Source organism: Streptomyces sp. BBFR51 (genome assembly GCF_044591655.1).
GTDB lineage: Bacteria > Actinomycetota > Actinomycetes > Streptomycetales > Streptomycetaceae > Streptomyces.
In genome coordinates, this window is record NZ_CP172448.1 from 3419683 (window position 1) to 3444357 (window position 24675).

General features: G+C 71.5%; 17 protein-coding genes. 8 read left to right on the top strand and 9 right to left on the bottom strand.

What is annotated here, in order from left to right:
* Positions 1-182: 182 nt before the first annotated feature.
* Positions 183-722: a hypothetical protein gene (locus ACGH7X_RS15515; protein ID WP_399885741.1), complete on the top strand. Its 540-nt coding sequence runs from the start codon at positions 183-185 to the stop codon at positions 720-722.
* 14 nt (positions 723-736) lie between these two features.
* Here ACGH7X_RS15515 and ACGH7X_RS15520 read toward each other — a convergent pair whose 3' ends face one another.
* Both ACGH7X_RS15520 and ACGH7X_RS15525 read right to left on the bottom strand, forming a co-directional pair.
* Complete coding sequence (locus ACGH7X_RS15520) at positions 737-1141, bottom strand: nuclear transport factor 2 family protein (protein ID WP_399885743.1); 405 nt, start codon at positions 1139-1141, stop codon at positions 737-739.
* A 40-nt stretch (positions 1142-1181) separates the two neighbouring features.
* Positions 1182-1817 (bottom strand): TetR/AcrR family transcriptional regulator, encoded by a 636-nt coding sequence (locus tag ACGH7X_RS15525; RefSeq protein ID WP_399885745.1) that lies wholly within the window; start codon positions 1815-1817, stop codon positions 1182-1184.
* Positions 1818-1989: 172 nt separating this feature from the next.
* Here ACGH7X_RS15525 and ACGH7X_RS15530 point away from each other — a divergent pair, with 172 nt between their 5' ends.
* From ACGH7X_RS15530 to ACGH7X_RS15545, 4 genes are all read left to right on the top strand, one after another.
* Positions 1990-2925: an ABC transporter permease gene (locus tag ACGH7X_RS15530; protein WP_399885746.1), complete on the top strand. Its 936-nt coding sequence runs from the start codon at positions 1990-1992 to the stop codon at positions 2923-2925.
* Entirely contained in the window at positions 2918-3844 is a 927-nt protein-coding gene (locus tag ACGH7X_RS15535; protein WP_399885748.1) for an ABC transporter ATP-binding protein, read from the top strand. Before ACGH7X_RS15530 ends, ACGH7X_RS15535 begins: the two co-directional genes overlap by 8 nt.
* 173 nt (positions 3845-4017) lie before the next feature.
* A complete protein-coding gene (locus tag ACGH7X_RS15540) occupies positions 4018-6234 on the top strand; it encodes a CDP-glycerol glycerophosphotransferase family protein (protein WP_399885750.1) in 2217 nt (738 codons plus the stop codon).
* Positions 6231-7955, top strand: coding sequence for a glycosyltransferase family 2 protein (locus ACGH7X_RS15545; RefSeq protein WP_399885752.1), 1725 nt, complete (start codon positions 6231-6233; stop codon positions 7953-7955). Before ACGH7X_RS15540 ends, ACGH7X_RS15545 begins: the two co-directional genes overlap by 4 nt.
* A 296-nt stretch (positions 7956-8251) precedes the next feature.
* Here the strand turns inward: ACGH7X_RS15545 and ACGH7X_RS15550 are convergent, their stop codons facing one another.
* The 4 genes from ACGH7X_RS15550 to ACGH7X_RS15565 form a co-directional block, all read right to left on the bottom strand.
* Positions 8252-9724 (bottom strand): hypothetical protein, encoded by a 1473-nt coding sequence (locus ACGH7X_RS15550; RefSeq protein WP_399897034.1) that lies wholly within the window; start codon positions 9722-9724, stop codon positions 8252-8254.
* Between the two features lie 142 nt (positions 9725-9866).
* Positions 9867-14828, bottom strand: coding sequence for an NAD-glutamate dehydrogenase (locus tag ACGH7X_RS15555; RefSeq protein ID WP_399885754.1), 4962 nt, complete (start codon positions 14826-14828; stop codon positions 9867-9869).
* Positions 14829-15290: 462 nt separating this feature from the next.
* Positions 15291-15962 (bottom strand): HAD family hydrolase, encoded by a 672-nt coding sequence (locus ACGH7X_RS15560; RefSeq protein WP_399885755.1) that lies wholly within the window; start codon positions 15960-15962, stop codon positions 15291-15293.
* 57 nt (positions 15963-16019) lie between these two features.
* Positions 16020-16535 (bottom strand): DUF6912 family protein, encoded by a 516-nt coding sequence (locus ACGH7X_RS15565; protein ID WP_399885757.1) that lies wholly within the window; start codon positions 16533-16535, stop codon positions 16020-16022.
* Between the two features lie 332 nt (positions 16536-16867).
* On the opposite strand from ACGH7X_RS15565, the gene ACGH7X_RS15570 reads away from it, so the two are divergent.
* Positions 16868-17779: an Rv3235 family protein gene (locus ACGH7X_RS15570; RefSeq protein ID WP_399885759.1), complete on the top strand. Its 912-nt coding sequence runs from the start codon at positions 16868-16870 to the stop codon at positions 17777-17779.
* Positions 17780-17853: 74 nt separating this feature from the next.
* Here the strand turns inward: ACGH7X_RS15570 and secA are convergent, their stop codons facing one another.
* Positions 17854-20697 carry a preprotein translocase subunit SecA gene (gene secA / locus ACGH7X_RS15575; RefSeq protein ID WP_399885761.1) on the bottom strand — a complete coding sequence of 948 codons (2844 nt, stop codon included), beginning with the start codon at positions 20695-20697 and terminating at the stop codon, positions 17854-17856.
* Positions 20698-20976: 279 nt separating this feature from the next.
* Here secA and ACGH7X_RS15580 point away from each other — a divergent pair, with 279 nt between their 5' ends.
* A complete protein-coding gene (locus tag ACGH7X_RS15580) occupies positions 20977-21543 on the top strand; it encodes a GNAT family N-acetyltransferase (protein ID WP_399885763.1) in 567 nt (188 codons plus the stop codon).
* A 62-nt stretch (positions 21544-21605) separates the two neighbouring features.
* The gene (locus tag ACGH7X_RS15585) at positions 21606-22781 is read left to right on the top strand and encodes a winged helix-turn-helix domain-containing protein (protein WP_399885765.1); all 1176 of its coding nucleotides are present in this window, start codon (positions 21606-21608) and stop codon (positions 22779-22781) included.
* 22 nt (positions 22782-22803) lie between these two features.
* Here the strand turns inward: ACGH7X_RS15585 and ACGH7X_RS15590 are convergent, their stop codons facing one another.
* Complete coding sequence (locus ACGH7X_RS15590; protein WP_399885767.1) at positions 22804-23568, bottom strand: response regulator; 765 nt, start codon at positions 23566-23568, stop codon at positions 22804-22806.
* Positions 23569-23793: 225 nt separating this feature from the next.
* Positions 23794-24486: a ribosome hibernation-promoting factor, HPF/YfiA family gene (gene hpf, locus ACGH7X_RS15595; protein WP_399885769.1), complete on the bottom strand. Its 693-nt coding sequence runs from the start codon at positions 24484-24486 to the stop codon at positions 23794-23796.
* Positions 24487-24675: the final 189 nt, after the last annotated feature.

Consider the following 24675-nt stretch of genomic DNA (forward strand, 5'->3'; position numbering starts at 1 on the left):
GCCCAGCGCCCGTAAAGGCGGTGGGCCGCCGAGGTGGACCTGCGGGTGTCGGCTGACCTTGGCCGCTTCTTCGGTCCGGGCGGTCGTCGCGGCCCGATCGTGTGCCGGCGGTTCCGGCCCGAGGTGGCGAGAGAAGACGCTTTTACCCGCACGCGGCCTTGGCTACGGCTCAGACTGCGGGCATGGACAACCACGAGGCCAACACCTACGACCTGTTACTCATCGGCGGCGGCTCGGGCGTCGGCAAGAGCACCGTCGGATGGGAAGTGTCGGCACTGCTGCGGGCTGCCGGGACCGCGCACTGCCTGATCGAGGGGGACGGCATGGACCAGATACATCCCGCCCCCGAGGGCGACCCGCACCGCACGGCGATCACCGAGCGGAACATCGCCGCGGTGTGGGCGAACTACTCGGCGCTCGGACAGCGTCGCCTGATCTACACCAACACCGTGAGCATCCTGGAGGCGCCGATGATCGGGCGGGCCATGGGCGGGGTCGAGGTCAGGGCCACCTGTGTGCTGCTGACCGCCGACGAGGCGACGGTGCGGCAGCGACTCGCCGTGCGGGAGACCGGGTCGCAGCTCGGCGTACACATCGAGCGCAGTCTGCGCATGGGGCGGCGGCTGGCGGAAGACGCTCCCGTGGGCACGGTGCGGGTGCCGACGGACGGACGGGCGGTGCCGGACATCGCGGCGCAGGTGGTCCGGCTCGCCGCCTGGTGAGGCGGACGCGTCGCCTAGAGCGGTCGTACGAATGCCGCCCGCCACTGCGGCGACGGGTCCGAACCCGGTTGCGTCCAGTACTCCCGGCCGTCGGTGATCCTTCCGGCGCGGACCGTCCAGAGGGAGACGACCCGGTGGACGCCCATCGTCTCGTGCGGGACCTCCACCTCGGAGACGACGGTCTCGCCGTCGGCCACGACGCGTATCACTTCGATCGACCAGCCCTCCGGATACTCCGCGTTGACGCTCACGAAGTCCGCGCGGCCCACGATGCGCTCGGCGCTGACCGGCCACTCCACCACCAGGTCGTCGGCGAGGAGCGCGCCGAGCCCCGCCCAGTCGCGGGCCTGCATGCGGGCCCAGAACTCCCGCACGGTCGCCGTGGGTTCCCCTGCGTCCACCGGGTTCGTCAGTTTCATGGGGGCATCGTGACAGGCCCCACTGACAGTCGGCCCCGGCTCAGAGCGCCTTCAGGCCCTCCGCCGTGGCCCGTGCCAGCGAGCGCAGGTACCCCTTCGGCAGCTTCGGGCTGCGGATGACCACCGAGCGCCAGTACAGCGGGCCCGAGATCAGGTCGAGGGCCAGGTCGGGGTCGAGGGCGGGGCCCAGTTCGCCGCGTTCCGTCGCCGCCGCGAGGATCCTGCTGGCGACGCCGTCCTGACCCTCCCGCAGGGTCTTCTGAAGCGCCTCGGCGATGTCGGGATTGCGGGCCGCCTCCGCCTGGAGGTCGGGGATGACCTGCGAGGCCACCGGGTGGCGCAGGGCGCGCGACGTCACCTCGTACAGCAGCCGCAGGTCGCCCTCCAGGGAGCCGGTGTCGGGCGCGGGCAGCCCCTGCACGGCGAGGGCCGAGACGACGTCCAGGACCAGGTGCAGCTTGGAGCGCCAGCGCCGGTAGACGGCGGTCTTGCCGACGCCCGCCCGGCGCGCGATGCCCTCGATGGACATCCGCGCGTATCCGACCCCCGCGAGCTCCTCGAAGACCGCCGCCCTGATGGCCTGCGTCACGTCCTCGCGGAGCACCGCCGCCCCGGCGGGGGCCCGGCGACGCGGGCGCGGCGGCGGCTCGTCGGAGGCAGCGGCGTTGGTCGTCATGCGGGTCAAGCATAGGGCGTAACGACGAAACGGTTGCGTTCCGACGTCGCCACGACCTACGCTCACGTTACGACGATACGGTCCCGTCCCGACGTAAGTGAACACACGCGGTCACCCAGGTGAACGACGGGCGTCGCCCTCTCGCCCCCTCCCCCGAGCGAAAGCACCGGATGTGAGCCAGGTCCTCGACACACCGCCCCCGACACCGGCATCGGCCGCGACCGCCCCCACCGCCGGCCCCGACCTCGCGGCCCTCGCCGCCCGCCACGGTCTGTCGGTCAGCGGCGCCCGCCCCTCCCTGCCCCAGTACGTCCGTCAGCTGTGGGCGCGCCGGCACTTCATCGGCGCCTTCTCCACCGCCAAGCTCACCGCCCAGTACAGCCAGGCCAAGCTGGGCCAGGTCTGGCAGGTGATGACGCCCCTGCTCAACGCGGCGGTGTACTACTTCATCTTCGGCATGCTGATGAACACCAGCCGGGGCGTGGAGGACTTCGTCCCGTTCCTGGTCACCGGCGTGTTCGTGTGGACGTTCACGCAGAGCTCGATCATGGCGGGCACCCGGGCCATCTCCGGGAACCTCGGACTCGTCCGCGCCCTGCACTTCCCGCGGGCGGCGCTGCCGGTCTCCTTCTGCCTCCAGCAGCTCCAGCAGCTGATCTTCTCGATGGCGGCGCTCGTCGTGATCCTGCTCGCCTTCGGCGTGCCGCCCTCGATGTCGTGGATGCTGGCGGTCCCCGCGCTGGTGCTCCAGTTCGTGTTCAACGCGGGTGTGGCCATGGTCATGGCCCGGGTGGGTTCCAAGATCCCCGACATGGCCCAGCTGATGCCGTTCCTGCTGCGCACCTGGATGTACGGCTCGGGCGTCATGTTCAGCATCCAGCGCATGACCGGCCCGGACAGCGACCTGCCGTCCTGGGTCGGCCCGCTGCTCCAGGTCAACCCCGCCGTCGTCTACATCGACCTGATGCGCTTCGCGCTGATCGACACCTTCGACGCAAGCCAGCTGCCGCCCCACGTGTGGGCGCTCGCGGCGGGCTGGGCAGTGGTCGCCGGGATCGGCGGCTTCATCTACTTCTGGAAGGCCGAGGAGACCTACGGTCGTGGCTGACAACAACAGCACAGACAAGCAGGCAGACAAGCAGGCGGGCACGCAGACGGGCACGCGGACGGACGAGCGCGTCCCCACCGTCGTCGTCGACGGCGTGGACATCGTCTACCGGGTCAACGGCACCGGCGCCGGCCGCGGCTCCGCGACCGCCGCCCTCAACCGCATCCTGCGCCGCGAGAAGAGCGAGAAGGCGGCGGGCGTGCGCCGGGTGCACGCCGTGAAGAACGTGTCCTTCGTGGCGTACCGGGGCGAGGCGATCGGACTGATCGGCACCAACGGTTCGGGCAAGTCGACGCTGCTCAAGGCGGTCGCCGGCCTGCTCCCGGTGGAGAACGGCTGCATCTACACCGACGGCCAGCCCTCCCTGCTCGGCGTCAACGCGGCCCTGATGAACGACCTCAGCGGCGAGCGCAACGTGTACCTCGGCGGCCTGGCGATGGGGATGTCCCGCACCCAGATCAAGGACCGGTACCAGGAGATCGTCGACTTCTCCGGGATCAACGACAAGGGCGACTTCATCACCCTGCCGATGCGCACGTACTCCTCCGGCATGGCCGCCCGCCTGCGCTTCTCCATCGCCGCCGCCAAGGACCACGACGTCCTCCTCGTCGACGAGGCCCTGGCCACCGGCGACCGCTCCTTCCAGAAGCGCTCCGAGGAACGCATCCGCGAGCTGCGGGCGCACGCCGGCACGGTGTTCCTGGTCAGCCACAGCAACAAGTCCATCCGCGACACCTGCGACCGGGTGCTGTGGCTGGAGCGCGGCGAGCTGCGGATGGACGGGGCGACGGAGGAGGTCCTGAAGGAGTACGAGAAGTTCACCGGCGGCCCGGACAAGGCGGCGAAACCCAAGACAACGCCCAAGGCGGCGCCCAAGACCGCACCCAAGCCCGCCCCCAAGGCGCAGGCGGCCGTCTGAGCGCCCCCTGAGGCGGTCGTCTGAGCGCCCCCTGAGGCGGCCGTCCGAGCGCCTCCCTCCCCCGGGAGGCGTACTCACGATTAACCCTTTTGCCCGATTAGTGTCACGATGACCGAATAGCCGGCGACCCACAGGAGTGCCCCGGGAGCGACGAAGGCGAAGGAGTCCCCGCCATGTCCGAGACCCCCGACCTCAGCGTCGTCGTCCACGGCCGCAACGTCCAGGACCAGCTGCCCGCACTCCTCGACTCCCTCGACGCCCACCCCCTCACCGGCGTCGAGGTGGTCGTCGCGGCCGTCGGGGACTGGGCGCGGGAGACGGCCGAGCGGCACACCCCAGCGTTCACCGTGCTGCCGCTCCCGGACGGGGCCGGTGACGCCGCGGCCCGCTCGGCGGGGGCGGCCACGGCGAGGGGCCGGTGGCTGCACTTCGTCCACGCCAAGGACGGGCTGCCCCCCGGCGCCCCCCGCACCGTCGCCCAGCACGCCGCCGGCCTCCCCGACACGGTGGACGTCCTGCTCTTCGACCACGTCCGCAGCTCCTGGCGGGCCTCGGGTCTGCCCTCCCCCGACGGCCCCCGCCTCGCCCGCGCGGGCCGCGCCGACCTCGCCCTCGACGAGCGCGCGGCGCTGCTCGGACTCACCCCGCTGCTCGGCAACCGCGTCGTGCGCGCCGGCTTCTGGCGGGCGCACGAGCGCCTCCTCACCACCGAGGACGAGCCGTTCGCCGCGTACGTCACCCTGCTGCTCGCCGACCGCCTCGCCTGCCTGCCCCACCCCGCGTACGAGGACCGCCGGCTGCGCCCCGAGAGCCTCCCGCCGCCCACGCCGGAGCAGCGGTACGCGCTGGTCGACCGCTACGAGACGCTCCTCGGCCTCGCCGCCGACCGGCCGGCCGTACGCGCCGTCCTGTACGACCTGATGGTCCGCGACTGCCTGCGCACCTTCGCCCGCGCCGGGATGCCGGACGACGTGGCGCGGGAGTTCTTCCGCCGGGCGTCCGCGACCGCGCGGCGCCACCGCCCCGAGGGGCACCGGCGCACGGCCGGTCTCGAGGGCGTACGCCGGTCGCTGCTGGAGGAGGGCGCCTACTCGAAGTACCGGGCACTCCAGGCGGCCAACCACGCCCGTCGCGGGGTGCGGTCGGCCGTGCGCACCGGCAGACGCCGGGCCGGCACGCGGCTGCGGACCCTCCAGTACCGCGGGGCCCTGGCCCGTCCGGTCGACCCGCACCTCGCGGTCTTCTCGGCGTACTGGAACCGCGGCGTGGCCTGCAACCCGGCCGCGATCGCCGCCAAGCTCGCCGAACTCGCCCCGAGCGTCCACCCGGTGTGGGTGGTCACCGCCGCGAACGCGGCCCTGCTGCCGCCGGGCACCGACCACGTCGTCCCCGGCACCCGCCGCTACTGGGAGGTGCTGGCGCGCGCCAAGTACCTCGTCAACAACGTCAACTTCCCGGACGCGGTGGTCAAACGCCCCGGCACCGTCCACCTCCAGACCCACCACGGCACCCCGCTCAAACGCATGGGCGTGGACCAGCTGCCGTACCCCGCGGCCGCGCACGGCCTGGACTTCCAGGCCCTGCTGGAGCGCGTCGACAAGTGGGACTACAGCGTCTCCGCCAACGGCCACACCACCCGTATGTGGCAGCGGGCCTACCCGTCCCGCCACGTCTGCCTGGACCACGGCTATCCGCGCAACGACGTCTACTACACCGCGGGCGCCGCCGAGGTCCGCGCGGTCCGCGAGCGGCTCGGCATCGCACCCGGCCGCCGGGCGATCCTCTACGCGCCCACCCACCGCGACTACGAGGCCGGCTGGACCCCGCGCCTCGACCTCGCCGCCCTCGCCGACCAGCTCGGCGAGGAAACGGTTCTCCTGGTGCGTGCGCACTACTTCTACGAGAGCGCGTCCGCCCCGTCCGCCCCGCTGGCGGGCCTGCGCCGCACCGGCCGCCTCGTCGACGTCTCCTCCTACGAGCCCGTCGAGGAGCTGTGCCTGGCCGCCGACGCGCTGGTCACGGACTACTCGTCGATCATGTTCGACTACGCCAACCTCGACCGCCCGATCGTCGTCCACGCCGACGACTGGGAGACGTACCGCACCACCCGCGGCGTCTACTTCGACCTGATGGCCGAGGCCCCCGGCCCGGTCGCCCGCAACCAGGCGGAACTCACGGAGATCCTCACCACCGACGCCTGGCGCGACGCACGCGCGGCGAAGGCACGGACCGCCTTCCGGCGCCGGTTCTGCGAGTACGACGACGGCCGCGCCGCCGAACGCGTCGTACGCCGGGTCTTCCTCGGCGAGGACGAGCGGACCCTGCCCCCGGTCCTGCCGATCGAGGACCGCACCCCGGCGCCGAGCCCCGAGGAGGCCACCGCGTCATGAACACAGTCACGGGTCCGTCCACGAGCACGAGCACGACGCGTACGACCACGCCCGCGAGCACCCCGGACGTCACCGTCACGGTCATCGTCTACAACGACGCCGAACGCCTCCCGCGCGCGGTCGCCTCCGTACTGCGCCAGACCCACGCGAACATCGAGGTCGTCATCAGCGACGACCACTCCACGGACGCCACCGAGGACGTGGCCCGTGAGCTGGCGGCCCGGGACCCCCGCGTGGTGTACCTCCGGCTGCCGGAGAACAGCGGCGGGTGCAGCGCCCCGCGCAACCGCGCCCTGGAGATCGCGCGGGCGCCGTACCTGATGTTCCTGGACAGCGACGACGAACTCCCCGAGCGCGCCGTCGAGGTCCTGCTCGCCGCCCACCGCGAACGCGACCTCGACTTCGCGATGGGCGCCGTGCACCGGATACGCGTGGACGGCGGACGCCGCACCACCTGGATGCCCCACCTGCTCCGCGAGCGCCGCACCCTCGACGGCATCGAGGCCGACCCGCGGCTGCTCTTCGAGCACCTGTCGACCAGCAAGATGTACGCCCGCTCCTTCCTGGACCGGCACGGCCTGCGCTTCCCCGAGGGCATCCACTACGAGGACCAGCTCTTCTCGGCCCAGGCGTACTGCCTGGCCAAGACGTTCACGGTCGTCCCCGAGCCGGTCTACCGCTGGTACATCGCGCCGTACGCCGCCTCCGAGAGCGCCTCCATCTCCAACCAGCGGCACAAGCTGACCAACGCCCGCGACCGCGTCCACGTCCAGCGCCTCATCGACGCGTTCCTGGCCGAGAGCGGGCACGAGGCGCTGCGCGAGGACAAGGACTTCAAGTTCCTCAAGCACGACTTCCGGATGTACGCCGGTGACCTCCCCTACCGGGACGACGCGTGGCTGGCCTCCTTCGCGGACCTCATGACCCCGTACCTCGACACCCTCGCCCAGGGCGCCTACGCCCGGCTGCCCCGCTCCGAACGGGTCGTCCTCCAACTGCTGCGCGACCGGCGCCTGTCCGACCTGCGCGTGGCGGCCCGGGGCCTCGGCCACGACGTGGCGCCGCGCCGGGTGACGCCGGACGAGGGAAGTGGCCGCGTGTACTGGGGCGAGAGCATCCCCAGGTCCCCCGAGGCCCGTCGCGAGCTGGACCTGACGGACCTGGAACTGGACACCCGCCCGTTCTTCACCGCCCTGCTCCGGCATGAGATCACGGAGATCTCGCGGGGCCCGGGCGCCTCGATCGACCTCACCGTCCGCACCTACGACCCCGCCCTGCGCCTCCCGGTCGGCCCCCAGCGCGCGGTACTCCACCTCTCCCCCGGCCGCCGACGGCTCACGGTGCCCTTCCGCCTCTCACCCGTCGGCCCCGGCCTCTTCGAGGGCCGCGTGCGCCTGGACCTGGCGGCGGCCCGTCTCCCGCTCCAGGGCTTCGCGGGGGCACGCCATCCCGTACTCCGACTGCGCCACCAGGGCCGGACCCACACCGGCATCCTCCTGGCGCCCCTGGCCTTCCCACCCCTCACGGCCCGCGTCCCCTACCGCGCCGGCCTCACCCCGCACCGGGTCACGCTGCGCCCGGAGGGCCACAACCCGGGCCGCCTCCAGATCCACTGGCAGCCGATCGGCACCACGGCCACCCTCATCGCCCCCACCGCCCGCCACCTCTCCACCCCCCGATCCCGCAGAGCAACCCGCTTGGCGGCCAACATCCTCCACTGACAAAGCAACCCCAGCTGCGAACAGCCGCATACCGCCGCAGCCGCGGACAGCGCGCCCCCACCCACTCAGCCGCGGGCAGCCGCAACCCCACCCACCCAGCCGCGAGCAGCCGCAACCCCCACTCACTCAGCTGCGGGCAGCCGCGCCCCCACCCACCCAGCTGCGGGCAGTCGTGCCGCTGGGGCGGCACGGGTGGGCGCAGCGGCACCCCGCACCGCCGGGCTGCGCACCCACCCCCGCCCAGCACCGACCCCGGTCACCCCAGTCACCAACGGCACCCGAAACAGAACCCCCACTCACCCCACCACCGCGTACAACACCACCCCACCCGGCCCCCGCCCCACCACCCGCAACCCCTCATCCCCCCGAAGCCCGTCCCCCACCCCCCGCCCCACCACCCACCGCACCCCGTACTCCCGCTCAATCCCCCGCCGCACACTCCCCGCCACCCCCGCCGAGAAGTACACCCCCACCGCCGCCACCCGCTCCTCCTCGTCCCGCAGAAAGAAGTCGGTGTACCCAGGAGCCACCGTGTACGCCCCGTACGCCGGAATCTGCCGCGCCGGAAACTCCCGCGCCATCACCACATCCCCGTACCCGACCCACCGCGTGATCCAGCCGTACCCCTCCCACGGCTCCCGGTACTTCTCCGCGACCCACCCCGGCAACACCCCCCGCCCCACCACGTACCCCACCACCCCCGCCTGCCCCCACGCCCCCACCACCAGCGCCACCCCCAGCACCACCGCCCAGCCGGCCCGCACCGCCCGCCGCCCGGACTCCACCACCTCCACACCCTCCAGCGCCACCGCGAGCTGCGCCGGAATCAGCGCGGCCGGCAGCACCCGCCCCCACGACCAGTGCCCGCTCACCCCGCCCGCCGCGAACACCACCAGCCCCAGCACGAAGAACACCACCAGCACGTCCCGCCGGTCACGCCGCCACCGCACCACCAGCGCCGCCACCCCCACCAGCACCAGCCAGTACCGCCCGAACAGGTCCCGGTACAGCGACCGGTGCACCGCGTCCATCCCGTCCCCGGCGCCGAGCAGCGCGAAGAAGTCGTAGTACGGCCAGGCCCACAGCACCACCACCCCCAGCGCCGCCCCCGCGCCGAACCGCCCCCACACCCCCCACCCGGCCCGCGCCGAGAACACGACGGCGAGGGCGCCCAACGACGCGACCACCCCCGAGAACTGATGGACCAGCAGGATCACCGCCCACACCACCCCGCACCCCAGCCAGATCCCCCACCCGGCGTCCGCCCCACGCACCGCCCGCGCCAGCCATGCCCACAGATGAAAGGCGAGGCCGAGGGCGAACACACTCGGGTACGCCACCGTCAACGCGAGGGAGTGCAGCCCGAGGAACCCGCTCCAGCTGAACTGCGTCGTGCCCCACAGCAGCACCAGGCACAGCAGCGCGAGCGGCGGCGCCGCCGGACGCGCGCTCAGGGTGCGGACGTACCGCCAGACCCCCGCGACCAGGACCGCGAGGGCCACCAGCGCGCCGACCCGCAGCACACCGAAGGCGGAGAGCCCGGTCGCCTTCGCGAGGCACCCGAGCAGCACCGTCCAGGGCGAGTAGTAGGGGCTCGGTGTGTCCGCGTCGACCAGCGGATCGCCGGGGTCGAGGAGACCGTGCCGCAGACGTTCGACGGTGGCCGCGTGGATGCCGAGGTCACCGATCCACGGCAGCCGGACGGCCACGAGGACCAGCAGGATCAGGACGAGGGCGGCCCCCGTCAGCGGCAGCGCGGTGCGCGTCATGGCGGAACGCCCGGTCACCCGGCCACCATAAGCGAACGAAACGAACGAAACGAACTAAACGGACCCCAGACCCGAAGGCGCGCCAGACACGAAGGCGCCCCGGGCCGACGCGCGGCCCGGGGCGCCTCACACGGCTACACCGTCACGAGTGCGTGCGCAGCAGCGTCCGCATCGTCCGCATCGCCACCGAGAGGTTGGACAGGTCGAACGCGTCCGAGCCCCGGATCTCCTCCAGCGTGGTACGGGCCCGGCCGAGGATCGCGGCGTTCTTCTGCTCCCACGCCTTGAACCGCTGCTCGGGCGTCGACGTGCCGTTGCCCGCCGCCAGGACGTCGGCGGTGAGCGAGGCGTGCGCCGCGTACAGGTCCTCGCGGATCGCCGCGCGGGCCATCGACTGCCAGCGGTCGGTGCGGGGCAGGTCGCTGATGCGGTCCATCAGCTGGGTGACGCCGAGCCGGTCGGCGAGGTCGTAGTACACCTCGGCGACGTCCAGCGGCTCCCTGCCCATGCGGTCGGCCACCGACACGATGTCCAGCGTCGGGAAGGCCGAGGAGAACCCCGCCACCCGCGTGGCCGGCTCGTCCGGGACTCCGGCGGCGGTCAGCTCGTCGTAGATGTGCTGGTACCACTCCGCGTCCGCGCCGCGCAGCAGCTTCGGCAACTGCGACCAGACCTGCTCCACCCGCTCGGAGAAGAACTCCACCGTCTCGGCCAGCTCCAGCGGCTGCGGCCGGTTGTTGAGCAGCCAGCGCGTGCCGCGCTCGACCAGCCGGCGCGAGTGCAGCCGGATACGGGTCTGCACCGCGGCCTCGACCTTGGTGTCCACAGCCTCCACCGCGTCCCACACCGGGGAGGAGCGGAAGATCGCCCGGGCCGCGGTCTGCGCCCGCACGATCTCCTCGAGCGAGGCGCCGGTCTCCTCGCGCATCCGGTGCAGATACGTCGTACCGCCCGTGTTGACCGTGTCGTTGACCAGGACGGTCGTCGTGATCTCGCGGCGCAGCGGGTGGCTGTCGACCTGCTCGAGGAACTGCTCGCGCAGCGCCGTGGGGAAGTAGGCGTGCAGCAGGCCCTTGAGGTACGGGTCGTCGGGCAGCGAGGTGTGCAGCAGCTCCTCGGCGACCGTGATCTTCGTGTACGCCAGCAGCACGGCCGTCTCCGGTCCGGTCAGGCCGTGTCCGGTGCCGAGCCGTTCGCGGATCTGGCGGTCCGTGGGCAGGAACTCCAGGGCCCGGTTGAGGTGGCCCTCCCTGACCAGGTGCCGCATGAAGCGCTGCTGGGCGTGGAGCATGTCCTTGGACTGCGCCAGCGCGTTGGCGATCGCCGTGTTCTGCGCGTAGTTGTTGCGCAGGACGAGCGCGCCGACCTCGTCGGTCATCTGGGCGAGCAGCTTGTTGCGCTGCTTGACGGTCATGTCGCCGTCCCTGACGAGACCGTTGAGCAGGATCTTGATGTTCACCTCGTGGTCGGAGGTGTCCACGCCCGCGCTGTTGTCGATGGCGTCGGTGTTGATCCTGCCGCCCTGGAGCGCGAACTCGATCCGGCCCAGCTGGGTCAGGCCGAGGTTGCCGCCCTCTCCGACGACCTGGACCCGCAGGTCCTTGCCGTCGACGCGGATGGCGTCGTTGCCCTTGTCGCCGACGTCGGCGTTGGACTCGGTGGACGCCTTGACGTACGTACCGATGCCGCCGTTCCACAGCAGGTCGACCGGGGAGCTGAGGATCGCCTTCATCAGCTCGGCCGGGGTCATCTTGGTGATGCCCGAGTCGATGCCGAGGGCCTCGCGGACGTGCGCGTTGACCGGGATCGACTTGGCCGTGCGCGGGAAGATTCCGCCGCCCGCCGAGAGCAGCTCGGTGTTGTAGTCCTCCCACGAGGAGCGCGGCAGCTCGAACAGCCGGCGACGCTCGGCGTACGAGGTGGCCGCGTCCGGGACCGGGTCGACGAAGATGTGCCGGTGGTCGAAGGCGGCGACCAGGCGGATGTGCTCGCTGAGCAGCATGCCGTTGCCGAAGACGTCACCGGACATGTCGCCGATGCCGACGACGGTGAAGTCCTGGGTCTGGGTGTCCACGCCCAGCTCCCGGAAGTGCCGCTTGACGGACTCCCAGGCGCCGCGGGCGGTGATGCCCATGCCCTTGTGGTCGTAGCCCGCGCTGCCGCCGGAGGCGAAGGCGTCGCCGAGCCAGAAGTTGTAGGACTCGGCGACCTCGTTGGCGATGTCCGAGAACTTCGCGGTGCCCTTGTCGGCGGCGACGACGAGGTAGGTGTCGTCCTCGTCGTGCCGGACGACGTCCGCCGGGTGCACGACCTCGCCGGCCACCATGTTGTCGGTGATGTCGAGCAGCGCCGAGATGAACGTCTTGTAGCTGGCGATGCCCTCCGCCAGCCACGCGTCGCGGTCGGCGCTCGGGTCGGGCAGCTGCTTGGCGACGAAGCCGCCCTTGGCGCCGACCGGCACGATGACGGTGTTCTTCACCATCTGCGCCTTGACCAGGCCGAGGATCTCGGTACGGAAGTCCTCCCGGCGGTCCGACCAGCGCAGACCACCGCGCGCGACCTTGCCGAAGCGCAGGTGCACGCCCTCGACGCGCGGCGAATACACCCAGATCTCGAACGCGGGGCGCGGTGCGGGCAGGTCGGGGATAGCCTGCGGGTCGAACTTCATGGAGACGTAGTCGTGCGGCGCGCCGCCGCTCGCCTCCTGGAAGAAGTTGGTCCGCAGCGTCGCCTTGATGACGGTGAGGAAGGACCGCAGGATCCGGTCCTCGTCGAGGCTCGCGACCTGGTCGAGGGCCGCGTCGACCTCTTCGAGCAGGGCGTCGACGATCTCGCGGCCGGCGCGCTGCCGCTCCGGCGCCATCCGCGCCTCGAACAGGTTGACGAGCAGGCGCGTGGTGTGGACGTTGTTGCGGAGGGTGTCCTCCATGTAGTCCTGGCTGAACGTCGAGCCGGCCTGCCGCAGGTACTTGGCGTACGCGCGCAGCACCATGGCCTCGCGCCAGGTCAGACCGGCGCTGAGCACGAGGGCGTTGAAGCCGTCGTTCTCCGCCTTGCCGGTCCAGGTGGCGGCGAAGGCGTCCTGGACGCGCTCGCGGGCGTCGTCGCCGAGGTAGTCGGCGCCGCCGGCCACCGCCTTGGGCATGCGCAGGCCGAAGTCGTAGATCCAGGCCGTCGTGCGGTCCACGCAGCGCAGCTCGTAGGGCCGCTCGTCGGTGACCTCGACGCCGAGCCGGCTGAGCACCGGCAGCACGGCCGACAGGGAGACCTGGCCGCCCTTCTGGTAGATCTTGAAACGCCGTTCCTCGGGCGCGGCGCCGACCGGCTCGTACAGGCTCAGCGCGAAGGTCTTCTCCTCGTCGAGCCGCTCCAGGTGGCCGAGGTCGGCGACCGCGGAGCGCGGGCCGTGGTCGGCCTTGTAGCCCTCGGGGAAGGCACCGGCGTAGTGGCGCAGCAGCTCCGCGGCACGTTCCTCGCCGACCTCGGCGGTCAGCGCCTCGCCGAATCCGTCGGCCCAGGAGCGGGCGGCCTCGACGAGGCGGGCCTCGATGCGCTCCCGGTCGGCGTCGGACAGCTGCGGCAGCTCGGTGCCCTGCGGGACGCGGACCACGAAGTGCAGCCGGGACAGGATCGACTCGGTGTTCCAGGCGGTGAAGTCGACGCTGATGCCGCCGAGCTCCTCCTTGAGGATGTCGACGATCCGCAGCCGGACACCGGTGGTGTAGCGGTCGCGGGGGAGGTAGACGAGAGCCGAGTAGTAGCGGCCGTACTCGTCCTGGCGCAGGTAGAGGCGCAGCCGGCGCCGCTCCTGGAGGTAGAGCACGGAGGTGACGATCGGCTCCAGCTCCTCGACCGGCGTCTGGAACATCTCGTCGCGCGGGTACGTCTCCAGGATCTGGAGGAGGTCACGTCCGTCGTGGCTGTTGGGCGAGAACCCGGCCCGCGCCAGCACCTCCTCCACCTTGCGCCGCACGACCGGCACCCGGCGCACGGACTCGGTGTAGGCGGCGGAGGAGAACAGGCCGAGGAAGCGCCGCTCGCCGACGACGTTGCCGTTCCCGTCGAACTTCTTGACGCCGACGTAGTCGAGGTAGGAGGGCCGGTGCACGGTGGCCCGGCTGTTCGCCTTGGTCAGCACCAGCAGCCGGTGTTCCCTGGCCTTGGCCCGGGCGTCGGCGGGGAGCCGCTCGAAGGAGGGGCTGACGGGGTGGCTCTCGTCGGTGTCGTGGTGCGGGTCGGAGCGCAGGATGCCGAGGCCGGTGCCGGCGACGGCGGCGAGGGAGTCGTCCTCGCGCAGCTGGTACTCGCGGTAGCCGAGGAAGGTGAAGTGGTCGTCGGCCAGCCAGCGCAGCAGCTCGCGGGCCTCCTCCAGCTCCCGCGCGGGGAGGTCGTCGGGGGTGGCCTCGGCGGGCAGCTGCTCGGCGATGCGGACGGCCGCGTCCCTCATCTTGCCCCAGTCCTCGACGGTCTCGCGGACGTCGTTGAGGACGCGCAGCAGGTCGGCGGTGATCTGCTTCAGGTCACCGCGGTCGGTCTCGCGGTCGATCTCGACGTGGATCCAGGACTCGACGTGCGCGTCGTGCGGGAGGTCGGCGGTGGGCGGACCGGTGAGCACCTCGACGAGCTTGCCGGCGATGTCGCGCCGCACCACGATCTGCGGGTGGACGACGACGTGGATGCCGCGGCCCTGGCGGGTCAGCTCGTTGGTCACGGAGTCGACGAGGAAGGGCATGTCGTCGGTGACCACCTCGACGACGGAGTGGCTGCACGTCCAGCCGTTCTCCTCGACCGTCGGGGTGTGCACCCGGACGTTCGCCGTGCCCTGCGGGCGGCTCTCGGCCAGCCGGTAGTGCGAGACGGCGGCTCCGAAGACGTCGACCGGGTCGCGGTCGGCCAGGTCCTCCGGGGCGGTGTGCCGGTAGTAGCGCTGGAGGAACGCGAACACGGAGGCGTAGTCCGGGGCGCCGTCCGGGGCGTCCGGGGTGCCCGGAGTTCCCTCGCCCGTCGTCCCGGTCGGTAGGTGCCCCCCGACCGGGCTGTTCTCAGCTACCCGCGCGGCCCTTTCGAGCAGCTCGGCCCTGGCTTCGTCCAGCTTGGTCTGCATTGTCCTCTGACTCCTGTCGCGCGCCGTTGCGTGACGTAGAAGGAAGTACGGTCTCCTGCCTTCCGGCATGACGTCGGGACACGGGGTGTCCGGTCTGCTCCGACGCTATGCCGCAAGGTGAGAAGAGCGGGGGCATATCAGCCAATGTCGCCGCTCCCGCCGGGTGTGACATCGCTCTCGTCGTCACCGTCCGGGGAGTGCGCGGCGCCGTACCGGGGGCCTTGGATGCCCCGTCCCGCCCGCGAGGATCAGCTACCGCCGCCCGGACACGGATGTGGTCCGTGTGTGCCGGGCGCGGGGCAGGGGCAACAGTGCCCCCGCGAACTATCGCGCTGATCACGCCACAAGGCTATCGCCCCGCCCGGGCCCCCCGTCACGAGCCGCATGTGTACAAAACCGGGCCCGCAACTTGGACGTTCCGCACAGCTGGGACGGGGCCGACGGGCACGGCCCGCGGCGCCTTCACCCCGCGAGTCTCTCCGCCAGCTCCACGGCCTCCCCCAACGTGTCCACCACGGGCACCCCGACCCCCTCGAGGCTGACCCGGCTGTGCGACCCCCCGGTGTACAGCACCGCTCCCGCTCCGACGTGCCGCGCCGCCACCGCGTCGTCTGCGGCGTCCCCGATGACCACCGTACGAGTGGGCTCCACCCCGGACAGTGCCAGCTCCGCGAGATGCCGGACCATGTGCTCGGCCTTGCTGCCGCCGGACGGGCCCGTCCGCCCGTCGACGCGTATGAAGTACGCCTCGATCCCGAGGCCCTTGACCAGCGGCACCAGCTCGTCGTGGCCGTACATGCTGAGGATCGACTGGCTGCGCCCCGCCGAGCGCCACCCGGTGAGCAGCTCCGTGGCGCCCTCGGCGAGCCGGCAGCGCCCCCGCTGCTCGGTGTAGTGGCGCTGGAAGGTCGCGTCCATGACCTCCCACTCGGCGTCGGTGGGCAGCCGCCCCATCAGCCGCTCGTAGAACTTCGGCACCGGCACGCAGTACAGCGCCCGGTACTGCTCCAGCGTGATCGGCGTCAGCCCCAGCTCCGCGAACGCCGCGTTCGTCGCGCCGATGATCGCGTCGTTGTCGTGGAACAGCGTGCCGTTCCAGTCCCACACGATGTGTGCGCCCGTCTGCATCCCCATGCCCGAAAACGTACCCGCCGCCACTGACAATCAGGGCGCCACGGTGTCGGGGACCGGTCAGTGACCGGGTCCCACCAGGTTGGGGATCTCCTGCGTGGCGTACCACAGCAGCTCGTGGTCCTCCGCGCCGTCCACGACGAACTGGGCGTCGTCGTCCCCGCCGTCCGCCGCCGCGAGGGCCTCGGCCGCGGCCGTCACGTCCGCCTCCGCGTCGGCCGCGTCGACGTGCACCGAGGCCGCCTTGGCCAACGGCAGGGGCCCGGCGAGACGCACCTCGCTCAGCGCCGCCGGATCGAGCCCCCGGTCCGGGTCGGCCGCGGCAGCGCCGTCGGGTACGTCGGCGGCGACCACGACCCGGCGCCGCGCCGGGGCGGTGTCGGCCGCCAGCAGCCGCAGCGAGGCGAGCGCGGCCCGGTTCAGGGCGGCGTACTCCAGCTCCTCGATGTCGTCCGAGAGGTACCACTCGCGCAGCGCCGGTGTGACGGCGTGGGCGACGAGCGGCCCGGTCCCCAGCTCTCCCGTCCTGTGCGCCTCGGCGAGGGCGGGCAGGGTCAGGGGGACGTAGACGCGCATGAGTCTGCCGCTTTCTTGGTCGGGGACGCCGCCGGAGCGCTCGGCGGCCCCGGCGGGAGAGCCTTCAGGATACGTGCGGGTGTCCCCTTTCGAGTCCCCACCCAGGGCGCCCGACGCGTCCACCCCGGGCCGGAAATTCACCCGGCCCACCCGCTCCATCCCGGGCTTTCCGAGCATCCCGGTCACTCTGATAGGTGAACCTCCCGACCCCCACGACCCGACCGTCGTCCTCCTTGCCTTGCCACCCCTGCGCCCCGTACAAGATCCCCGACCATGAAGTTACTGCCCGGTATCACCCGGGCCGCCGAACGGGGACTCCCATGCGCAAGGTCATGACCAGGACCCAACCCCGCCCACCCGCCACCCCCCTCACTCCGCCCCCGCCCCACGGGCGCGACGACGCCCCGTCCCGCGAGCCCGGAGGTGTCCAGTCCCGCGAGCCCGGCGACGCCCCGCCCCGCACACCCGGCGGGCTCCGCAGCCCCGACGACCTCCCGGCACCCCGCCGGCACGGCCTCGCTCCGACGACCACCACCCCCACCGACGCCCCGCCCCGCGGCCCCGGTGGTGTGCCGCCGCGCAGGCCGGGTGCGCGAGCAGTGGCGTCCGGTGGGCGTCCGCCGGGCTCCCCGGGCCGGTCCCAGCGGGCCCGTACGCGACCGGCGGACACCCGCCCGCCCACGGCCGGTCCGGGCCGGGGCGCCAGGACGGGCGCACTCACGTCGGCGGGCACCTCCGTCACGGCCCTCGTCCCGGGCCCCTTCGCCGGCTCCGGCCCGGCCCCCGCCGCGAACGCCGCCACGGCTCCCACCACGGGCCCGACGGCGCCGGCGGTCCATCGGTCCGCCCGGCCCGCCGCGGCGCCTCTCGTCCCCGCCCAGACCCCTCGCCGCCCCGTCCCGCAACTGCGCCCCACCGACCGGTTCGCCGAGCTTCTCCTCGGCGTGCTCAGCGGCCGGCGCCCCGTTCACTCGATGCTCCGCCACACCGTCGGCCGCGCCTACGACGACCTGGCCCACCTCGCCGAGCGCGGCCCCCTGCGCACCCGCGGTACCCTCCCCGTCGTACGGGACATCGGCTACTTCGAGCCCCGTCCGGGCGCCCTCGAGGTCTTCGCCCGCATCGGCGCGGGCGACCGGCTGCGTGCCATGGCCTTCCGCTTGGAGCAGGGCAGGGACCTGCGCTGGCGCTGCACGGCGGTGGAACTGGGCGGCCCCCGCAGGCCGCACACGGACGACGACTGAACCCGACGGCGAAGGGCCGGTCACCCGCGGGTGACCGGCCCTTCCCCGCTACGGCGCCCGCAGGCACCGCAGCGTCACTTCTTGCGGCGGCGTCCGCCCTTGGCCTGCTTGCGGCGCTCCGCGCGCGTGAGCCCGTCGGACTGGGCCTGCGCGGACTCGCCGTCGGTGAACTCGCCCTCGACGACACCACCCTCGCCGTCCACGGTCGGCGCGGAGAAGTGCAGGTCCCGGCGCTGCGGGGCGTCGAGTCCCTTGGCGCGGATCTCCGGACGGGCGCCCGCCTGGGCGGGGACGGCGTCCTGCGGACCCTTGTCGAGCGACGGCGCCGCGTCCTCGACCGGAACCTCCTCGACCTGCTGCTCGACCTGTACCTCCAGGTTGAACAGGTAGCCGACGGACTCCTCCTTGATGCCCTCCATCATGGCCTGGAACATGTCGAAGCCCTCGCGCTGGTACTCGACCAGCGGGTCCTTCTGCGCCATCGCGCGCAGGCCGATGCCCTCCTGGAGATAGTCCATCTCGTAGAGGTGCTCGCGCCACTTGCGGTCCAGGACCGACAGGACGACCCGGCGCTCCAGCTCACGCATGATCTCGGAGCCGAGCTGCTCCTCACGCGCCTCGTACTGCTCCTGGACGTCGTCCTTGATGGACTCCGCGATGTAGTCGGCGGTCAGCCCGGCCCGGTCGCCCGCCGCCTCCTCCAGCTCCTCGACGGTGACCTTCACCGGGTAGAGCTGCTTGAAGGCACCCCACAGCCGGTCGAGGTCCCAGTCCTCCGGGAAGCCCTCGGCGGTCTCGGCCTGCACGTACGCGTCGATCGTGTCGTTCGTGAAGTGCTGGATCTGCTCCTGGAGGTCCTCGCCCTCCAGAACACGGCGGCGCTCGCCGTAGATGACCTCGCGCTGGCGGTTGAGGACCTCGTCGTACTTCAGGACGTTCTTACGCGTCTCGAAGTTCTGCGTCTCGACCTGCGACTGGGCGGAGGCGATGGCGCGCGTGACCATCTTGTTCTCGATCGGCACGTCGTCGGGGACGTTGGCCATCGACATCACGCGCTCGACCATCTGGGCCTTGAACAGCCGCATCAGGTCGTCGCCCAGGGAGAGGTAGAAACGGGACTCGCCGGGGTCGCCCTGACGTCCGGAACGACCGCGCAGCTGGTTGTCGATGCGCCGCGACTCGTGCCGCTCGGTGCCCAGGACGTAGAGGCCGCCGAGGTCCTTGACCTCCTCGAACTCCGCCTTGACCGCCTGCTCGGCGCGCTCCAGCGCGGCGGGCAGGGCCGCGGCCCACTCCTCGATGTGCTCCTCGGGGTCGAGGCCGCGCTGGCGCAGCTCCGCCTCGGCGAGGTCCTCGGGGTTGCCGCCGAGCTTGATGTCCGTACCACGGCCGGCCATGTTCGTGGCCACCGTCACGGAGCCCTTGCGGCCCGCCTGGGCGACGATCGTCGCCTCCCGGTCGTGCTGCTTGGCGTTCAGCACCTCGTGCTGGACGCCGCGCTTGCTGAGCTGCTGCGAGAGGTACTCGGACTTCTCGACCGAGGTGGTGCCGACGAGGATCGGCTGCCCCTTGCGGTGCTTCTCCTCGATGTCGTCGACGACCGCCTCGAACTTGGCGACCTCGGTGCGGTAGATCAGGTCCGACTGGTCATTGCGCACCATCGGCCGGTTGGTCGGGATGGGCACCACGCCGAGCTTGTAGATCTGGTGGAACTCGGCGGCCTCGGTCATCGCCGTACCGGTCATGCCGGACAGACCGGGCTGTTCCTTGTCGTTGTGGTCGTGGCGCTTGTAGAGGCGGAAGAAGTTCTGGAGGGTGATCGTGGCGAGGGTCTGGTTCTCGTCCTTGATGTCCACCCCTTCCTTCGCCTCGATCGCCTGGTGCATGCCCTCGTTGTAACGGCGGCCGGCGAGGATACGGCCGGTGTGCTCGTCGACGATCATGACCTCGCCGTCGAGGACGACGTAGTCCTTGTCCTTCTTGAACAGTTCCTTGGCCTTGATGGCGTTGTTCAGGTAGCCGACCAGCGGGGTGTTCACCGACTCGTAGAGGTTGTCGATGCCCAGCCAGTCCTCGACCTTGGCGACGCCCGGCTCGTGGATGGCGACGGTGCGCTTCTTCTCGTCGACCTCGTAGTCGCCGGTCTCCTCGATGCCCTTGAGGGTGTTGCCGGCCTCGCCCTTCTTCAGGCGGGTGACCAGCTTGGCGAAGTCGCCGTACCACTTGGTGGCCTGGTCGGCCGGGCCGGAGATGATCAGCGGCGTACGGGCCTCGTCGACGAGGATGGAGTCGACCTCGTCGACGATGGCGAAGTTGTGGCCGCGCTGGACGAGTTCGTCCTTGGACCACGCCATGTTGTCGCGCAGGTAGTCGAAGCCGAACTCGTTGTTCGTGCCGTAGGTGATGTCGCAGGCGTACATCTCGCGGCGCTGGGCCGGCGTCTGGTTGGCGAGAATGCAGCCGACGCTCAGTCCGAGGAACTTGTGGACGCGGCCCATCAGCTCGGAGTCGCGCTCGGCCAGGTAGTCGTTGACCGTGACGATGTGCACGCCCTCGCCGGACAGGGCGTTGAGATAGGCGGGCAGCGTACTGACGAGGGTCTTGCCCTCACCGGTCTTCATCTCGGCCACGTAGCCCATGTGCAGGGCCGCGCCGCCCGCCACCTGCACGTCGTAATGCCGCTGGCCCAGGACGCGCTTGGCGGCCTCACGGACGGTGGCGAAGGCTTCGGGCAGCAGGTCGTCCAGGCTCTCACCGTCGGCGTAGCGCTGCCTGTACTCATCGGTGAGGGCCCTCAGCTCGGCGTCGGAGAGGTCGACGAAGTCCTCTTCGATGGAGTTGACCTGGTCCGCGATGCGGTGCAGCTTGCGCAGGATCTTGCCTTCGCCTGCACGCATGATCTTCGAGAGGACGGACACGGGGGTTGGTCTCCTTGCCGGTCGGGCCTGGGACGGTCGGTTTCCTGTGACGGACTGAGCAACGGCCATCGTATGCGAGGACCCCGCCGCCCCGGGAGGCTGCCGTAACGAGGACCGTCCACTCCTTACATCCAGCTTCCCTGTCTGCTGTCACCCGTTTCAACGTCCGGGCCTCGCGGATGGTGCCGCACCCCCCGGCGAATTGCACGAAAAGTGACTGCTTGTTCACGCACGGCAAAAAGATGGCGTTCGCCACCGGACACCGCGCAGAATCGGCCGATGGACCCCGTCACGCTCACCACCGACCGTCTCGTCCTGCGCACGGTCGGCCCCCAGGACACCGAGGCCGTGTACGCCGCCGTACAGGATCCCGACATCCAGCGCTGGACGACGATCCCCTCGCCCTACCTCCCGGAGCACGCGCGGGGCTTCACCGAGCAGATGGTCCCGGACGGCTGGGCCAACGACTCGATGTTCACCTTCGGTCTCTTCCTCCCCGCCGGGGACCTGGTGGGCATGCTCGGCGTCACGATGATCTCCCTGGGCGTCGGCGAGATCGGGTTCTGGGGCACCAAGGAGCACCGCGGCCGGGGGTACGTCACGGAGGCCGCCGTCGCCGCCTCCCGCTGGTCCTTCACCGAGCGGGCGATCGACCGAGTGGAGTGGCGCGCCGAGGTCGGCAACACGGCCTCCCGCGCGGTGGCCCAACGCGCGGGCTTCACCATGGAGGGCACGTTGCGCTCCGCGATCAACAACAAGGGCGTGCGCCGCGACTGCTGGATCGGCTCCCTCCTCCCCTCGGACCTCTCCCTGCCGTCCACGGCCCCGTATTTGCCGGCCCCCTAGCCGCGACAGCCGGAGCCGCGGCCCGGGCCCACTGTCAGACCCACCCCTTATCGTGCGGACGTATGACGACCCTCCCGCTCCCCGCCACGGAACTGTCCGCGGACGAGGCCCGCCGCCTCGCCCTTCGCGCACAGGGCTTCCTCGGCGCCCCAGACCGCCGCGGGGGCGTCCGCGGTGTCCTGCGCCACCTGGGCGCGGTGCAGCTCGACACCATCTCGGTCCTCGCCCGCTCCCACGAACTCGTTCCGTACGCGCGCCTGGGCGCGGTGGGCCGCCAGACGATCGAGGCCGCCTACTGGCAGGACACGCACGCCTTCGAGTACTGGTCCCACGCCGCCTGTGTCCTCCCCATCGAGGAGTGGCCCCACTTCGCCTTCCGCCGCCGCGCCTATCGCAACCGCCCGCACTGGAACCACCAGCTTCCCGACGGCACCTACGAACAGGTCGTCAAGCAGCTCCGCACCGAGGGCCCCCTCACCGCGACGGACCTGGGCGGCGCGAAGAGGACCAGCGAGTGGTGGGACTGGTCGGGCACGAAGGTCGCCGTCGAGCGCGCGCTCATGTACGGCGAGGTCGTGTGCGTCGAACGCCGCGGCTGGAAGCGGGTGTACGACCTGGCCGAGCGGGCGGTCCCGGCCGCGCTGCTGCACGACGACCTGGACGACACCGAGTGCCTGCGCCGCCTGGTCCGGCTGGCCGGTCAGTCCCTGGGCGTCGGCACGCGCGCGGACATCGCGGACTACCACCGTCTCAAGGCCGAGCAGGTCGACGCCGTGATCGCCGACTCGGGCCTGGTGCCCGTCACGGTGGAGGGCTGGGGGCGGCCCGCCTGGGCGGACCCCGCGGCCCTGGCGACGCCCCCGCGCGGCCGTCATCGCACGACGCTGCTCTCGCCCTTCGACTCGCTGATCTGGGAGCGGGCGCGCACGGAACGGATCTTCGGCTTCACCCACCGCCTGGAGGCCTACGTACCCAAGCAGAAGCGGGTCCACGGCTACTTCGCGATGCCGGTGCTGGCCGGGGGCCGGCTCGTCGGCCGGGTGGACCCGGCACGCGAGGGGCGCACCCTGGTCGCCAGGCAGGTCCGGCTGGACGGCCCCAAGGCCGCCCCGGCGGTGGCCCAGGCCCTGGTCGAGGCCGCGAGCTGGGTGGACTGCACGGACGTGCGTGTGGAGCGGGTCGAGGCGCCGGAGCTGCGCGAGCCGCTCACGAGGGAGCTGGCCCGCCTGCTCGGCTGAGCCGACCGACCGGCCGACCGGCTCAGCGGATCTCGAGAATCTTCTCCCGCATCGCGTACACCACGGCTTCCATCCTGGAGTGCAGCTGGAGTTTCTCCAGGATGTTGCGCACGTGGTTCTTGACGGTGTTCTCGGAAATGAACAGTTCCTTGGCGATGTCCCGGTTGTTCATTCCCGTGGCGACGAGCTTGAGGACCTCGAGCTCGCGATCCGTGAGCCGTGGCGCGGGCACCAGTCGGCGTTCGTCGGTCCGCTGGATCATCGACTTGAACTCGGTGAGCAGTTTCGACGCCATGGACGGACTGATCTGGGACTGTCCGTCGGCCACCGCGCGAATGGCGGTGGCCACCTCGTCCGTCGAGATCTCCTTGAGGAGATAACCGGTGGCGCCCGCCTTGATCGCGTCGTAGAGGTCGGCCTCCTCGTCGCTGATCGTCAGCATGATGATCTTGGCACTGGGGGCCACCTCCTTGATGGAGGTGCAGGCCTCGATCCCGCCGCGCTTGGGCATCCGCACATCCATCAGGACGATGTCCGGCAGCAGGTCGGCGGCCTTCTCCACGGCCTCGGCGCCGTCCCCGGCCTCCCCGACGACCTGGATGTCCTCCTCGGCCGCGAGCACGATCTCCAGGCCGCGGCGGAAGAGGGCGTGGTCGTCCACGACCAGCACCCTGATCGGCTCCTTGCGTGCGGAGCCCGCGTCCGCGTCCGGGCCCATGCCGGCGGCCCCGTCGTCGATCCCGTGGTCGACGCCCGCGCCCCGCATCGGTCCGAAACTGTCCGCCATCGTTCCTCCCCCTGAAGGCTGTGGCCCGTGGTCCTGAGCCATCGCCAACCCAGAGCAACGACCCACCGGTTGGGCCGTTGCCGCCATGATTCCATGCCCGGCCGACACCGAGGTGACCGAGCGGGCCACGAAGGGGTCGCACACCCACGCGCACCGTCGCACACCGGTGCCCCTGGGGGCGCACACGCGCTCCAGGGGCACCGGTCCGCTGTCACCCGGCGGCCGTCAGCCGCCGAGCGCGTCGCCCGCCTCGGGAGCGTGCCCCTGGGTGACCATCGTGTCCGTGGTGAGGTGGATCACGCCGTAGTCGTAGGCGTGCCGCCGGTAGACGACGCTCGGTTCCTTGGTCTCGGAATCGACGAACAGGTAGAAGTCGTGCCCGACCAGCTCCATCTCGTAGAGCGCCTGGTCGAGGGACATCGGTGCGGCGACGTGGGTCTTCTCCCGGACGACGAGCGGACCGTCGCCCTGGACCTCCAACGAGCCGATCTTCTTGGTGGGTACGCCGTCCTGCTTCTCCGTCGGGACGACCTCGCCGTTGCCGTTGAGCGTCGCCGCGTCGGGTACGTGGTCGGCGACCTCGGCCGCCGAGATACGACGCGAACCGCGGCGCGAGAAGCGCTTGTCGTGCTGCTTGCGCAGCCGTGCGCCGAGCTTCTCCGCCGCCAGGTCGAGCGCCGCGTACGGGTCGCTCGCCGCCGCCTCCGCCCGGATCACCGGACCGCGGGAGCGGAGCGTGATCTCCACTCGGTCACAGCGGTCGGCCTGCCGGGGGTTCGGCTCCTTGGACACCTCGACGTCGAGGCTGATCACCTTGCCATCGAGCTTCTGGATCTTCTCCAGCTTCAGCTTCTCGGCCACGTGCTTCCGGAACCGCTCGGGCACCTCGGTCTTGCGGCCCTTGACGACGATGTCCACGCAGAACTCCGTTCCCGGATCGCTCCGCTTCGCCGGCGGAGCATCTCCCTTTTGCACCAGGTTCCGGTCTACCCGGAAACCTCGGACTCGGTGACGTCCACCTCCTCCCCCGCGGGCGTGATCCCCACTCCGCCGGTGCGGGTGATGACGGTGAAACCCGCAGCACGGCATTCGGATTTGAGAGGTGTG

Excerpts from the sequence above, each read along its gene's own strand:
- ACGH7X_RS15565 (WP_399885757.1), bottom strand. The coding sequence starts at position 16,535 with ATGCGCGTCTACGTCCCCCTGACCCTGCCCGCCCTCGCCGAGGCGCAC.
- ACGH7X_RS15560 (WP_399885755.1), bottom strand. The coding sequence starts at position 15,962 with ATGGGGATGCAGACGGGCGCACACATCGTGTGGGACTGGAACGGCACG.
- ACGH7X_RS15590 (WP_399885767.1), bottom strand. The coding sequence starts at position 23,568 with ATGGCGGACAGTTTCGGACCGATGCGGGGCGCGGGCGTCGACCACGGG.
- ACGH7X_RS15515 (WP_399885741.1), top strand. The coding sequence starts at position 183 with ATGGACAACCACGAGGCCAACACCTACGACCTGTTACTCATCGGCGGC.
- ACGH7X_RS15550 (WP_399897034.1), bottom strand. The coding sequence starts at position 9,724 with ATGACGCGCACCGCGCTGCCGCTGACGGGGGCCGCCCTCGTCCTGATC.
- ACGH7X_RS15580 (WP_399885763.1), top strand. The coding sequence starts at position 20,977 with ATGGACCCCGTCACGCTCACCACCGACCGTCTCGTCCTGCGCACGGTC.
- ACGH7X_RS15525 (WP_399885745.1), bottom strand. The coding sequence starts at position 1,817 with ATGACGACCAACGCCGCTGCCTCCGACGAGCCGCCGCCGCGCCCGCGT.
- ACGH7X_RS15540 (WP_399885750.1), top strand. The coding sequence starts at position 4,018 with ATGTCCGAGACCCCCGACCTCAGCGTCGTCGTCCACGGCCGCAACGTC.
- ACGH7X_RS15570 (WP_399885759.1), top strand. The coding sequence starts at position 16,868 with ATGACCAGGACCCAACCCCGCCCACCCGCCACCCCCCTCACTCCGCCC.
- ACGH7X_RS15545 (WP_399885752.1), top strand. The coding sequence starts at position 6,231 with ATGAACACAGTCACGGGTCCGTCCACGAGCACGAGCACGACGCGTACG.
- ACGH7X_RS15520 (WP_399885743.1), bottom strand. The coding sequence starts at position 1,141 with ATGAAACTGACGAACCCGGTGGACGCAGGGGAACCCACGGCGACCGTG.
- ACGH7X_RS15585 (WP_399885765.1), top strand. The coding sequence starts at position 21,606 with ATGACGACCCTCCCGCTCCCCGCCACGGAACTGTCCGCGGACGAGGCC.
- ACGH7X_RS15555 (WP_399885754.1), bottom strand. The coding sequence starts at position 14,828 with ATGCAGACCAAGCTGGACGAAGCCAGGGCCGAGCTGCTCGAAAGGGCC.